At 67.7% G+C, this 13,173-nt stretch carries 16 protein-coding genes; 9 read left to right on the forward strand and 7 right to left on the reverse strand.

Features of this window, described 5'->3' with window-relative positions:
* Nucleotides 1-16: 16 nt before the first annotated feature.
* The gene (locus ACWZHB_RS15265; protein WP_427908601.1) at nt 17-436 is read left to right on the forward strand and encodes a RidA family protein; all 420 of its coding nucleotides are present in this window, start codon (nt 17-19) and stop codon (nt 434-436) included.
* Between the two features lie 237 nt (nt 437-673).
* On the opposite strand, the gene ACWZHB_RS15270 is transcribed toward ACWZHB_RS15265, so the two are convergent.
* Nucleotides 674-1,636: a helix-turn-helix transcriptional regulator gene (locus ACWZHB_RS15270; protein ID WP_427908602.1), complete on the reverse strand. Its 963-nt coding sequence runs from the start codon at nt 1,634-1,636 to the stop codon at nt 674-676.
* A gap of 85 nt (nt 1,637-1,721) precedes the next feature.
* Between ACWZHB_RS15270 and ACWZHB_RS15275 the strand changes: the two genes are divergently transcribed.
* Nucleotides 1,722-2,861: an epoxide hydrolase gene (locus tag ACWZHB_RS15275; RefSeq protein ID WP_427908603.1), complete on the forward strand. Its 1,140-nt coding sequence runs from the start codon at nt 1,722-1,724 to the stop codon at nt 2,859-2,861.
* 67 nt (nt 2,862-2,928) lie between these two features.
* On the opposite strand, the gene ACWZHB_RS15280 is transcribed toward ACWZHB_RS15275, so the two are convergent.
* The 3 genes from ACWZHB_RS15280 to ACWZHB_RS15290 all read right to left on the reverse strand — a co-directional run bounded on the left by ACWZHB_RS15280 (nt 2,929) and on the right by ACWZHB_RS15290 (nt 6,647).
* Nucleotides 2,929-3,432, reverse strand: a complete 504-nt coding sequence (locus ACWZHB_RS15280) for a M15 family metallopeptidase (protein ID WP_427908604.1) — start codon at nt 3,430-3,432, stop codon at nt 2,929-2,931.
* 9 nt (nt 3,433-3,441) lie between these two features.
* Entirely contained in the window at nt 3,442-4,758 is a 1,317-nt protein-coding gene (locus ACWZHB_RS15285; RefSeq protein WP_427908605.1) for an ABC1 kinase family protein, read from the reverse strand.
* 212 nt (nt 4,759-4,970) lie between these two features.
* Entirely contained in the window at nt 4,971-6,647 is a 1,677-nt protein-coding gene (locus ACWZHB_RS15290) for a fumarate hydratase (RefSeq protein WP_427908606.1), read from the reverse strand.
* A gap of 266 nt (nt 6,648-6,913) precedes the next feature.
* Between ACWZHB_RS15290 and ACWZHB_RS15295 the strand changes: the two genes are divergently transcribed.
* Nucleotides 6,914-7,381, forward strand: a complete 468-nt coding sequence (locus ACWZHB_RS15295) for a MarR family winged helix-turn-helix transcriptional regulator (RefSeq protein ID WP_427908607.1) — start codon at nt 6,914-6,916, stop codon at nt 7,379-7,381.
* Nucleotides 7,382-7,542: 161 nt separating this feature from the next.
* Here the strand turns inward: ACWZHB_RS15295 and ACWZHB_RS15300 are convergent, their stop codons facing one another.
* Nucleotides 7,543-7,806, reverse strand: coding sequence for a hypothetical protein (locus ACWZHB_RS15300; RefSeq protein ID WP_427908608.1), 264 nt, complete (start codon nt 7,804-7,806; stop codon nt 7,543-7,545).
* Between ACWZHB_RS15300 and ACWZHB_RS15305 the strand changes: the two genes are divergently transcribed.
* Nucleotides 7,799-7,990: a hypothetical protein gene (locus tag ACWZHB_RS15305; RefSeq protein ID WP_427908609.1), complete on the forward strand. Its 192-nt coding sequence runs from the start codon at nt 7,799-7,801 to the stop codon at nt 7,988-7,990. The two genes, ACWZHB_RS15300 and ACWZHB_RS15305, sit on opposite strands and share 8 nt — an antisense overlap.
* A gap of 100 nt (nt 7,991-8,090) precedes the next feature.
* Here the strand turns inward: ACWZHB_RS15305 and mftD are convergent, their stop codons facing one another.
* A complete protein-coding gene (gene mftD / locus ACWZHB_RS15310; protein WP_427908610.1) occupies nt 8,091-9,335 on the reverse strand; it encodes a pre-mycofactocin synthase MftD in 1,245 nt (414 codons plus the stop codon).
* Nucleotides 9,332-10,033, reverse strand: a complete 702-nt coding sequence (gene mftE / locus ACWZHB_RS15315) for a mycofactocin biosynthesis peptidyl-dipeptidase MftE (RefSeq protein ID WP_427908611.1) — start codon at nt 10,031-10,033, stop codon at nt 9,332-9,334. Before mftE ends, mftD begins: the two co-directional genes overlap by 4 nt.
* A 76-nt stretch (nt 10,034-10,109) precedes the next feature.
* Here mftE and mftR point away from each other — a divergent pair, with 76 nt between their 5' ends.
* The 5 genes from mftR to ACWZHB_RS15340 all read left to right on the forward strand — a co-directional run bounded on the left by mftR (nt 10,110) and on the right by ACWZHB_RS15340 (nt 13,159).
* Complete coding sequence (gene mftR / locus ACWZHB_RS15320) at nt 10,110-10,736, forward strand: mycofactocin system transcriptional regulator (protein ID WP_427908612.1); 627 nt, start codon at nt 10,110-10,112, stop codon at nt 10,734-10,736.
* 110 nt (nt 10,737-10,846) lie between these two features.
* Nucleotides 10,847-11,752, forward strand: coding sequence for an STAS domain-containing protein (locus ACWZHB_RS15325; protein WP_056809988.1), 906 nt, complete (start codon nt 10,847-10,849; stop codon nt 11,750-11,752).
* Between the two features lie 10 nt (nt 11,753-11,762).
* Complete coding sequence (locus ACWZHB_RS15330) at nt 11,763-12,143, forward strand: STAS domain-containing protein (protein ID WP_056809990.1); 381 nt, start codon at nt 11,763-11,765, stop codon at nt 12,141-12,143.
* Nucleotides 12,133-12,546: an ATP-binding protein gene (locus tag ACWZHB_RS15335; RefSeq protein WP_056809992.1), complete on the forward strand. Its 414-nt coding sequence runs from the start codon at nt 12,133-12,135 to the stop codon at nt 12,544-12,546. Before ACWZHB_RS15330 ends, ACWZHB_RS15335 begins: the two co-directional genes overlap by 11 nt.
* Before the next feature lie 19 nt (nt 12,547-12,565).
* Nucleotides 12,566-13,159, forward strand: a complete 594-nt coding sequence (locus tag ACWZHB_RS15340) for a SpoIIE family protein phosphatase (protein ID WP_427908613.1) — start codon at nt 12,566-12,568, stop codon at nt 13,157-13,159.
* Nucleotides 13,160-13,173 lie beyond the last annotated feature (14 nt).

Raw genomic sequence — 13,173 nt, forward strand, 5'->3', positions numbered from 1 at the left:
TGGCAGGTTCATCGGTATGACAAACACCGATCACGCGCCCCACACCCTCGTCAATCCCGACGGGCTGCACGACCCGACCCCCTTGGGCTACAGCCACACCGCCGTCGTCCCCGCAGGTACGGAATTGGTGCTGGTCTCAGGACAGTACGGCTCGCGCCCGGACGGCGCGGTCGTCTCCCCCGACTTCACCGAGCAGGTGAACCAAACCTTCCGCAACATCGCCACCGCCCTCGCCGCCCACGGCCTCACCCTCGCCCATGTCGTCCAGCTCAGGACCTACGTGGTGAACCACGATGTCAGCAAGCTCGGCCCGATCGCCGGTGCGGTACAGGCGAATTGGGGTACGACACCACCTACCCAGACTCTCGTCGGCGTCGCGAGCCTGGCCACCCCCGATGTGCTGTTCGAGGTCGAAGCCGTCGCCGCCCACCCCTGACCAGCACGCTTGCGTCTTAACGCCGTAGCGGAATGACTCGCGCGATCGGACGCAGGTCGTTCCGGTCGGGAACCGCCTCGTAGGCGCACGGTCCGCCTACGAGGTGCCGGATCGAGCTTGCTCGGGGATCCCGCAGGTCTCGGCGAGCAGCTCCAGCGGATCTCGAGCCGAGCAGCGATCGTGTGCTCGGCCGCGCCCACCGAACGGCTCGTTCAGGAGGAGTGCGATCGTGGCTGGTCAATCGGCCGATGCGTGCTGGAGGCGGGCCGCGAGGACGCGGAGCTGTGCGGTCAATTCCGGCGAATCGTGGACGCGGAAAGCCACACCCAGTCCCGTCAGTTGTACGGCGAGCCAGGTGGGGTCGTCGTCGCGGGTGGCGGTCAGGCGGCAGGTGGTGTCGGTGTCGGGGCGCAGGGTATCCGGTTCTTCGCCGAGGCGGCCTGCGATGCGGCCGTGCGGTGCTTCGATGGTGACGTCGACGTGGTATTCAGGTGTGGCCCAGTCGGTTCGGCGGCCTGCGACGTAGTCGGCCGGGTCGGCGGCGGGGAGATCGCGGGCGATGATGCGGGCGCCGGTGGGGTGGGGGGTTTCGATGCGGTCGGCGCGGTAGGTGCGCCAGGCGTCGCGGTCGAGGTCGTAGGCGACGAGGTACCAGCGGCGGCCTGCGGCCGCGACGCCTGCGGGTTCGGTGTGGCGTCGGGATTCGGTGCCGGTGGCGTCGCGGTAGGTGAAGCGGAGGCGTTCTCGGTTGGTGACGGCGGCGGCGAGGGTGGTGAGGACCTCCGGGTCGACGGTGGGGCCGTCACCTGCGCGGACTGTGAGCGCCGAACCGACCACGCGCACCCGTCTGCGCAGTGTCGCGGGGAGGACTTGCTCGAGTTTGGTCATGGCCCGCACCGAGGCGTCCTCGATGCCCGCAACTGCCTGTCCCGCGGCGACTCTCAGCCCGACCGCGACGGCTACCGCCTCGTCCGCGTCGAGGATCAGTGGTGGTAGCGCCGAGCCTGCGGTGAGCCGGTAGCCGCCGGCCGCACCCATCGCGGCGACCACCGGATAACCCAGGTCACGCAGCCGGTCGATGTCGCGTCGCACGGTTCGGTCGGTGACGCCGAGCCGGTCGGCCAGTTCGCTACCCGGCCACTCACGTGGCATCTGCAGCAGCGAGAGCAAACGGAGCAGTCGGGCGGCGGTATCGGTCATGTTCTCGATTCTCCCGGACATGTAGGACCGGAACTGTCCTAGATGGGAGATAGCGTCGGAATCACACCGACAACGAGGAGTCCCGATGACCACCATTCGCCCGTTCCGCATCGACATCCCCCAGGCCGACCTCGACGACCTGCACGACCGCCTGACCAGGGTGCGCTGGGCGGCCCCACTCCCGGGCGAGGGTTGGGAACGCGGTGTCCCCACCGCGTATCTGCGCGAGCTGGCGCAGTACTGGGCGAACGATTTCGATTGGCGCGCAAGGGAATCGGAGCTCAACGAATTCCCCCAGTTCATCACCGAGATCGACGGCCTCGATGTGCATTTCGTGCACGTCCGCTCCCCCGAGCCCGACGCGGTGCCGCTGCTGCTCACCCACGGCTGGCCCAACTCGTTCGTCGAATTCACCCGCACCATCGGCCCGCTCACCGACCCACGCGCCCACGGGCTCGACCCCGCCCTCGCCTTCGACGTGGTGATCCCGTCCGTCCCCGGATTCACCTTCTCGGCAGCACCCGCCGAAACCGGCATGACCACGGCACGAGTCGCGCGGATGTGGACCACCCTCATGGATCGTCTCGGGTATGACCGCTACGGCACCCAGGGTGGCGACCTCGGCGCCTACGTCGCGCCGGAGATGGCGCTGGCCGCACCGGAACACGTGATCGGGGTGCATCTCGACGGCGGGATCGGTATGCCGACCGAGGCTGACGTCCCCGCGATGTCGGCCGAGGACCGCGCGCAGTGGGCGGAAATGCAGCAGTGGATGACCGGCGGCGTCGACCACCACGCCCTGTTGCGGGCGGCGCCGCAGACCTTCGCGCTCGGCTGGAACGATTCACCGGTGGCACTGCTGGCGTGGATGATGCAGAAGTTCCAGGAGTTCGCCTACATGGCCGATCGCGCCGAGGACGTGATCGACCGCGACCATCTGCTGACCAATATCGCCCTGTACTGGTTCACCCAGACCACCGGCACCTCGTCCTGGCCGATGTACGACGGACTGCGCGCGGGCGGCGGTTTCGGCTGGCCCACCGACCAGAACCTGGTGCCGACCGGCGTCTACGGTGGCGGGTCACCACTCATGCGCAAGATCGCCGATCACGGCAACAAGATCACCCACTGGCCGTCGGAAAACCCGGGCAACCATTTCGTCGCCATGGAGGAACCGGCCGCACACGTCGCCGACATCCGGACATTCTTCGCCGAGCTGCGCTGAACTTGCGCGTGGCAGTGCACGCGGGTGCACTGCCACGGCACTGGCGACCCCGAGACCGGATTCAGCGCTAGCGCTGACTCGCGTCCGGCACCCGGGGCGGACACGGCGCGCCGGGTGCGGTGACCAGCTCGAAGTGCCACCACTCATTGTCGAAGGTCCGGCAGAGCCCCCACCGATTGCCGTTGGCCTCGAGCCACTGCGCGCCCTCCTGCGGGCCGACGTCGACGGCGTGGCCCGAGACGTGGGTGGATTCTTCGGGCGGGAGGACCCAGCGGCGGGCTTCGTCGGGGCTGCCGTAGGTGGCGAGGCCGTCTTGCCAGAGCCATTCCTGCTGCTCGTACGTGCGGTGACCGGATGTGACGGACAACGGCACATCCTCGGCGTGGGCCTGTTGCTCGGCGAGGGTGTAGGCGGCGGCGAGGGCTGGGTCGAGGCCTTCGGTGCCCGCGGCCGATTGGAACTGTTCGCGCGGGTCGGGGTGAGCGGTTCCGATGCCGAGGGTGGTCGCGGTCGCGGCGGCGGCCATCGTCACCAGGATCCGGTCGGCCACGCGGCCGAGCACAGTATTCATAGGCGGATTCTATCGACCGGTCTGATCACCCAGACCGCGGCGCCACTGCTCGATCACCCGGCCGGTTTCGGTCTGCGGGGGTTCGCCGTAGAGCCATTCGCGGGCGAGTTGATGCCAGTTGGCGGTAACGCGCAGCTGACCGAGGGTCGCGAAGGTGAAAAGGTCGGCGCGGCGGGAGAACACGTGCTCGGGCGGCAGCAGCTGTTTGTGCATGCCCTGGAAGTCGGACGCGCGCGGGTCGACGGCGAGAAGTAGTGCGCCGGTGGCCAATTGGGGGGTGATGGTGACTTCCTCGTCGAGCAGATGCCAGCCTGTGGCAGCCCAGACGTAGGCCAGACTCTCCTCCACGGTGACCGCGGAATCGGGGTCGATGATCCCGCGCCCCACCCACGCCGCGAACAGATCCTCACCCCGCCCCTCCGCGGCTGCGCGCAGGACGTCACGTTCGAATTCGACGTGCGCCGGGTCCATCTCCTTGTAGAGACCGAAGTCGACGAAGGCGAGTTTGCCGTCGTCGGCCAGCAGCACATTGCCCGGATGCGGGTCACCGCAGAACTCGTTGTCGGCGAACAGGCCCGCGATATAGAAGCGGTAGATCAGCTCGCCGAGCCGGTCACGCTCGGCAGCGGGCAGCGTCTGGATATGCGAAAAGGGTTTCCCCGCAACGAATTCGGTGACCAGCACATTGTGGGTGCAGAATTCCTCGATGCTGTCGGGCACGATGATGAAGGGATGGCCGCGATAGCGCTGCGCGACCCGATGCTGGGTCTGAGCCTCGCGCTCGTAGTCGAGTTCGCTGCGCAGATTGCTGGCGACTTCCTCCAGCACGCTCGTATCGGCCATGCTCGGCAACACCGTGCTCGCCATCTTGCCGAGGAACTCGAGATTGCTGATATCGGCGTGGACGGCACGATCCACCCCGGGATACTTCACCTTGACCGCGACGACGCGCCCGTCGTGCAGTCGTGCCCGGTGTACCTGGCCGATCGACGCCGCCGCGATCGATGTCTCGCCGAACTCGGCGAAGGTCCGCGACAAGGGACCGAGGTCGTCCTCGATCACCTGCCGCATCATCGAGAACGGCATCGCGGGCGCCCGGTCCTGCAGGGCCGCGAGCTGGGCACGGAACTGCTCTCGATGCGCTTCGGGAACGAAGTCGAGATCGAGCACCGATCCCATCTGCCCGAGCTTCATCGCCGAGCCCTTCATACTTCCCAGCACCGCGACGATCTGCTGTGCCTTCATCATCGCCGACCGCTCGGCGAGAACCTCTCGCGCCTCGTCGGTGCGCCCTATCATCGACAGCCGCCGCCCGACTTCCCGCATAGCCTGACCGGCAGCGAACTGCCCCAGCTTCGCGCTGCGCGTCGCCCGCCCTCTGGGAACTCCACCGCTCGCCAATCCGCACCCCTGCCAGGCCCTGTACGCCGTATGTCGTGCGTCACATTACACCGGGGTGGCAGTCGCCGCCGGGCCGGCGAAACAGCCGAAAACCCCGGCACCCGCCGACGCGGACACCGGGGTATCGGAGCGGATGACTACACGCGTTCCTTGGAACGGGTGCGCACGCGCAAGGCGATCGGCTTGGAGGTTTCGGCGAAGAAGTCGTTGCCCTTGTCGTCGACGACGATGAAGGCGGGGAAGTCTTCGACGTCGATCTTCCAGACGGCTTCCATCCCGAGTTCGGGGTATTCGAGGACCTCGACGTTCTTGATGCAGTCCAGCGCCAGGCGCGCCGCGGGGCCGCCGATGGAGCCGAGGTAGAAGCCGCCGTGTTCGTCGCAGGCCTTGGTGACCTGGGCCGAGCGGTTGCCCTTGGCGAGCATGACCATCGAGCCGCCCGCGGCTTGGAACTGGTCGACATAGGAGTCCATGCGACCGGCGGTGGTGGGGCCGAACGAGCCCGAGGCGTAACCCTCGGGGGTCTTCGCCGGACCGGCGTAGTAGACGGCCATATCGCGCAGGTATTGCGGCATGGGTTCGCCCGCGTCGAGGCGTTCCTTGATCTTGGCGTGGGCGATGTCGCGGGCCACGACCAACGGGCCGGTCAGCGAAAGACGGGTCTTCACCGGGTATTTCGACAGTTCGGCGCGGATCTCGTCCATCGGGCGATTGAGATCGATCTTGACGACATCGCCACCGAGGATGTCGGCGGTCTGCTCCGGAAGGTACTGGGCCGGTTCGGTTTCCAGCTGCTCCAGGAAGATGCCGTCCTTGGTGATCTTGGCCAGTGCCTGGCGGTCGGCCGAGCAGGAGACGGCGATCGCGACGGGGCAGGACGCGCCGTGCCGGGGCAGGCGGACCACGCGCACGTCGTGGCAGAAGTACTTGCCGCCGAACTGCGCGCCGATGCCGAACTCACGGGTGAGCTGGAAGACCTCTTCTTCGAGCTCGACGTCACGGAACGCGTGGCCGGTGATCGAGCCCTCGGTGGGCAGGTTGTCCAGGTAGTGCGCCGAGGCGTATTTCGCTGTCTTCAAGGCGAATTCGGCGCTGGTGCCACCGATGACCACCGCGAGGTGGTACGGCGGGCAGGCCGCGGTGCCCAGCGAGCGGATCTTCTCGTCGAGGAACTCGAGCATGCGCTCGGGGTTCAGGACGGCCTTGGTCTCCTGGTACAGGAACGACTTGTTGGCCGAACCGCCGCCCTTGGCCATGAACAGGAACTTGTACACCGGGTTGTCGGCGTCGCCCTCGGTCGAGTACAGCTCGATCTGGGCGGGCAGGTTGGTGCCGGTGTTCTTCTCGTCCCACATGGTGATCGGGGCGAGCTGGGAGTAGCGCAGGTTCAGCTTGGTGTAGGCGTCGAAGATGCCACGGCTGAGCCATTCGGCGTCGTCGACACCGGTGAGCACGCCCTCGCTCTTCTTGCCCATCACGATCGCGGTGCCGGTGTCCTGGCACATCGGCAGGACACCGCCCGCGGAGATGTTGAGGTTCTTGAGCAGGTCGAGCGCGACGAAGCGGTCGTTGCCCGAGGACTCGGGGTCGTCGATGATCTTGCGCAACTGCCGCAGGTGCGCGGGGCGCAGATAGTGGCTGATGTCGTGGATCGCCGTCTCGGTCAGCAGCCGCAGCGCCTCGGGATCGACCTGCAAGAAGGTGCGCCCGTTGTGCTCGAAGGTGCTGACCCCCTCGCTGGTGAGCAGGCGGTAGGGCGTCTCGTCGGCGCCGATCGGCAGCAGATCGGAATAGCGGAACTCCGGCGCGGTCACGGATCGCACTCCTTCGGGCAGGGCGGGCACCGCAACACTGCGGAGCACCAGGCAGGGCTGGTCACAAAGCAATCCGCAGCCTACGACTCCTGCACACTGAGCCTCTTGTTAGGCAACCCTACCTTCCCGGTAGTGCCAGGAAACAGCTAGCTCAAGGATTGTCGAGGTTGCACGTTCAACACAAACGGTGCTACCCATTCTCCGGGCGGTGGCGGGGATGCACCGTTCAATCCGAAGCCTGCACCTTCAGAATCTGGAGCTCGATCGTGACCGATCCACAGTGGCTCGATGATGTCGAAATGCGTGCCTGGCTGGGCTATGTCCGGACCCGCGACCTGATCGCCGCGGCGATCGGGCGCGATGCCGGCCGGGCAGCCAACCTGAGCTATATCGAATATTCCGTCCTGGTCCACCTGGCCGACGCACCAGGTCAGCGGCTCACCTTCGCCGATCTGGCCGGTGCGCTCGAATGGTCGCAGAGCAGGCTCTCGCACCAGATCACCCGCATGCAGAAACGCGGCCTCGTCTCGCGCGAGACGATGCCGCACGACCAGCGCCGCACCGTGGCCAGGCTGACCACGACCGGCGGCCAACTGCTCACCACGGCCGCACCCGCGCATGTGCGCAGTGTGCGCAGGCACATGATCGATGTCCTCGATCGCGACCAGCTCGCCGCGCTCGCGGAGATCTACGACACCCTCGTCGACCATCACCGCAGTGCCGCAAGCGAATAGAACTTCGGCCGTTCGTGCTGGGCCGGTCGGCGTGCGCATTCGGTTGAAGGTTGCCGAAACTTCGGCTTTCGCCGAGTTCGTCAGTTCCACAGCGGCATCGCCGGCTCGACCAGGTGCGAGGTGCGGGCCCGCCCGGCGCGGATGTGCCGGGCGGGCTCGTCCTATGAACCCGAACTGCCACCGGAGGAATCCGGGCGCGCCTTGCCCAGCCCGCCGCGGCTGACCGTGCCACCCTTGTCCGGAGCGCCGCGATCGAAGACATCGCCGCTGGTCGGGCGCAGGAAACTGCCCGCGGCGAGGGCCACGGCGACACCGATCGCCGGGTACACGAACGTGTCGGTGTGCTGGTACCAGAAGCGCGAATACCTGGAATCGGAAGTGTCGCACCGGTCGTCGGCCACGCGAACGTCGGTGGTCTTGTCCACGCAGACAGCGACCGACGCCGGCTTCGCGGCGGCCGAGGTGGTCGTGGTCGCCCGCGATGTCGTCGTCGGGGGCTTCGAGGTGGTCGTCAGGGTGGTCGACGCCGCGCGCGGTGCCGGTTTCGGGGTGGCGGTGCCACACCCGGCCGAGACCAGTGCCACCGCCACCACGGCAGGCAACGTATAGGACACACTGCGCGACATCATGATTCGGCTACGCGAACCTTCGATATCCGAAACCGCACTCACGAAATTCCCCCTCGGACGGTGACGATCAACCGCCGATACTATCCAGCCGCGGCGCCGCTGGCGACTGTTCCGTTGGTCGCGAAATCCCGGTTGCCGGAATTCTTTTGGACCGAATCGACGCCCAGCGCGCGTTCGAAGCCGGCCGGAACGATGATGTCGTCGCGGGTCAGGTCGGTGATCGAGGTCTTGCGCAGACCCAGTAGCGCGGAATCGATGCCGCCGCGCAGGATGTCGAGAACATTCTCGACACCGGCCTGACCGTTGGCCGCCAGACCCCACAGGGAGGCGCGCCCGATCAGCACTGCACGCGCACCGAGCGCCACGGCCTTCACGACATCACTGCCGCGCCGGATGCCACCGTCGAGGAGCACCTCGATCTGGTCACCGACCGCGTCGGCGAGCACCGGCAGTGCGCGGATGGCGGCGGGAGTGCCGTCGAGATTGTTGCCGCCGTGGTTGGACACCGAGATGCCGGCAACGCCCGCGTCGACGGCGCGCAGAGCGTCGTCGACGCGCATCACACCCTTGAGCAGCACCGGGCCGTCCCACTGCGCGCAGATCCAGGCGACATCGTCCCAGTCCGGTGCGGGGGTCTGCATCCATTCGCCGTAGGCGCCGAAGAACCCGGGCGCCGCGCCGCCGCCGACCGCCATATTGGGCGCGGTGAGGTCGGGAATGCTGCCCGAGCGCAGGTAGGTCGCGAGCCAGCGCGGGCGCGCGAGGGTCTGCGGCGCGAACTTCATCATCGTGCGCAGGTTCAGCGATTCCGGGATCACCGGGCTACCCCAGTCGCGACCGTGCGAGAACGACCAGTCCAGCGTGAGGATCAGGCCCACCGCCCCGGCCTTCTTCGCCCTGGCCATCCGCTCGAGGATCTGGTCCTTGTTGCCGCACCAGTACAGCTGGAACAGGGTCGCCGGGTTGGCGGCGAGGACATCCTCGACGGGCTTGCTCGCGAAAGAGCTGAGCCCCATGGCGATTCCGCGCGCCGCCGCGGCGCGAGCGACGGCGACCTCACCGTCGGGGTGCACCGCCTGCACGCCGGTCGGCGAGATCAGCACCGGCATGGAGACCTGCCGACCGAGCACCGTGGTCGACTGGTCGCGCTCGCCGATCGGGCCCGCGCAGTGCGGGGCGAAACCGAGTTCGGTGAACGCGGCCTGGTTGTCTTCGATGGTCTGTCCGCGTTCCGAACCGGCGATCAGCGCGCCGTACACCGACTTCGGCAGGCGCTTGCGGGCGCGCCGCTGCGCCTCGGCAACGGTCTCGAACCAGGGATTCATCGGGGTCCTTCCTCATGATCCTGCGGCCACCATCGGCGCAGGTCTTCCAGTAATGCGATCGTGGCGATCCCGAGCAGATCGGCGCCTTCGTCGGCGTTCGATCCGGTGGGATCGCCGAGGATTCCGTTGGGGCTCGCGGCCCGCACACCGCCCGCGCGCAGCAGCGGCAGCAGTTCGGTGAGCGGGCGCCGATCCCCTGGTTCGGCCAGTTCGGTGCGCACCAGGTCGGGGCTCAGCGCGAGCTGGATCGAGGTTTCGGTGCGCCCGGCGTGCGGGTCGCCGCCGTAGCCGGGCGAGAACAGCCGCACATCACGCGACTCCGACCGCAGCAACGCCACCGCGCGGCGCAGCGCTTCCATATTGCCGCCGTGCCCGTTCACCAGCACGATCCGCGAGAAGGTGTCCGTGGCGGAGCGGCACAGTTCGACGACGAGGAACTCCAGCGCGGCCTGGCCGATCGACAAGGTGCCCGCGAACCCCGCGTGCTCGCCGCTGGCCCCGTAGGGAACGGCAGGCGCGATGAGCACGTCGGAGCGCTCGGCCGCGGCCCGCAGGCAGACCGCCGACGCGATGTCGCTGTCGGTCGACAGCGGCAGATGCGGGCCGTGCTGCTCGGTCGCGCCGAGCGGGATGACCAGGATCACTCCCGCGGCGGCGCGCACACCTGCCTCGGGCGATGTGAGGTGCGCCACGAACATGGCGCCAACATTAACGTCAGTCACTGACATAATCAATAGCTCGTGCAGGTCGAGCGCCCCTCTCTATCCTGTATCCATGTCCGCCCCGCCTTCGCGCGCACCGATGTCGACTCCGAAGCAACCGGGGCACCGCGGGCGTCCGCCGCGCACCACGCGTCGCCAACTCGAGGTGATCGCGATGAAACTGTTCGCCGAGCACGGGTTCGACGACGTCACCGTGGAGCGCATCGCCGCCGAAGCCGGCGTCAGCGAGCGGACCTTCTTCCGCTACTTCCCCACCAAGGCCGAGGTGCTGTGGCACCAGTTCGACAACGAGGTCGACGACCTGCGCGCCGCGTTCGCCGCGGTTCCCGCCGACGAGCCGATGATGGCGGCAGTTCGCCGAATCGTGGTGGCGGCCAACAGATATCGCGCCGAGGACATTCCGGAATTGCGCACCAGAATGCGACTGGTCTCCGGCGTTCCCGCACTCTCGGCGGGCGCGGGAGCGCACTACGACGCGTGGGAACACGCCGTCGGTGAGTTCGCCGCGAGCCGCCTCGGCGCGAGCGCGGGCGACCTCGTTCCGCTGGCCATCGGACGCACCACCCTGGCCGCCGCGCGCGCCGCGTTCGACGCCTGGCTCGAGCGCGGTGACACCGATCTGACCGTCTATCTGGACCAGGCACTACGGGCACTGGAGCGCGGGTTCGCTCCGGAATAGCCGACAGCGCCACGTTTGGGCAGCACGGCAAAGGGGGTATGAGTATTCTCAGGCTCAACGCGCACTGTGCGCACCGAGAACATCCGTCGTCGAAAGGGGCAGGGGTTTCCATGTCCGAGGTGTCCACGAGTCTTTCGGCGGATTCGCTGCCAGCGCAGCCGCTCGACAATCTGCTCCCGCAGCTGGTCGAGCACCTGCGGCAGAACCGCACCGGGCTGCGGGAAGAGTGGGCACGGCGTATCACCGAGGCCGAGCTGCTGACCGCCATGACCCCGGAGGAAATCTTCTCCGAGGCGACGTCGATGTACGACAACTACGTCGAGGTGCTGGTCACCGGTAGCGTCGAAGCACTGCAGGCCTACGCCCGCGACCTGTCCGAGCGCATCATTCCGCGAGGCGTCGAGACAGACGAGGTCATCGGCATCGTGCTGCTGCTGCGCGACGTGCTCGCCCGCAGCCTCTTCGAGAAATACCAGTCCAACTTCGAGCTGCTCAACCGCGTGCTCGACGCCTACGAACCGGCCGCCAACCGCATCGCCAACACCGTGGCCGTGTCGTTCGTGCAGGAGCGCGAGCGCGTCATCAGCCGCCAGCAAGAGGCCATCCGCGAGCTGTCCACCCCGGTGCTGCAGGTCCGCGAGCAGCTGCTCATCCTGCCGATCATCGGTGTGCTCGACTCCCAGCGCGCCCGCCAGCTCACCGAGCAGCTGCTGCGCGCCATCCGCGCCAATCGCGCCAAGGTGGTCGTCATCGACATCACCGGTGTGCCCGCGATCGACTCCGTGGTGGCCAACCACCTCGTGCAGACCGTCGACGCGTCCGGTCTGATGGGCGCCAGCGTGATCATCACCGGCCTGTCCTCGGAGATCGCGCTGACCCTGGTGACCATCGGCCTTGACCTGTCCAAGATGAACGCGGTCGGCGACCTGCAGGGCGGCATCGAAGAAGCTGAGCGCCTACTCGGGTACGAGGTCTCCCGAGTGACCGAGCGCTTGAGCGAGCGGGACGGGCGCTGACCAAGCCACCATGCCGGTACCTATTCTCAAGCAGGGCACGTACCTGATCGCCTCGGTACAGTCGGCCCTGACCGACGCCGACACCGAGCGGTTGCAGGACGACCTGATGAAGCAGGTCAGTCGCTATCGCGCGACCGGCATCATCGTCGACGTCACCGCCATCGACGTCATGGATTCCTTCGCCGCGCGCTCGTTGCGCACCATCGCGCACATGACCCAGTTGCGCGGCGCGGAAACCGTCATCGTCGGGCTGCAACCCGAAGTCGCCTTCGCCATGGTGCAACTGGGCCTGACATTCGAAGACATGCACACCGCGCTGGATCTCGAGGAAGGCCTCTCCTGGCTGAATCGGCACCCGCGGCGACGAGACGGTCGCGACAGTGGCCGCTGAGCAGGTGGCGATCGCGGTCAAGGTGTCCGAGGACATCGTCACCGCCCGGCAAGCCGGCAGCGAATTGGCCGGTGATCTCGGTTTCACCCTCACCGATCGCACCATGATCTCCACCGCCATCTCCGAAATCGCCCGCAACATCACCAGCTACGCGGGCAGCGGCGAGATCAGGCTGCTCATCGACTTGCGCGAGGGTCGCCGCGCGCTCGTCATCCAAGCCGAGGACCAGGGCCCCGGCATCCGCGACATTCCCCGCGCGCTGGAAGACGGCTATTCCACCGGCCGCGGACTCGGACTCGGCCTGCCCGGCGCACGCAGACTGATGGACCGCCTCACCATCGATTCGGCCCCGGGCCGCGGGACGTTGATCGAGATGTGGAAGTGGGTACCCGACGTTGCATGAGGACGGGATCATCGGGCGCATGGAGTGGTCGACGGCCGGCCGGGCACTGCCCGGCCAGAACGTCTCCGGTGACCGCGCGCTCGTGCTCGACACCGGCGCCGGCGTGCTGTTCGCGGTGCTCGACGGGCTCGGCCACGGTGCGCCCGCGGCCGAGGCGGCCGATCGCGCCACGACCATCCTCACCGAGAACTGTGGCGAACCGCTGGATGTGCTGATGGTGCTCTGTCATCGCGCGATGGTCGAAACTCGCGGCGCCGCAGTGTCTTTGGCCTTGATCGAGCCGGGCGAGACGTTGCAATGGCTCGGCGTGGGCAATGTCGATTCGCGACTGCTCACCCTCGGCCCGGCCGGTCCGGAACTGCGGGCCACGATGCTGCTCACCGGCGGCATCGTCGGCTACCGGCTGCCCTCGCACCTGCAGCCGCAGACGCTGCCGATCCGCCCCGGCGATCTGCTGCTGATGGCGACCGACGGCATCGTCGCGGTCGGCCCCGAATCGCTCGACCTGGCCAAACCCGCCACCGCGATCGCGGGCGACCTGCTCGCACGCGACGCGAAGGACACCGACGACGCACTGGTACTCGCGGCGCGTTTCCGTGGGCCCTGCCCATGAGGCCGCGACACCGC

The sequence above is a fragment of the Nocardia sp. FBN12 genome (genome assembly GCF_054031145.1).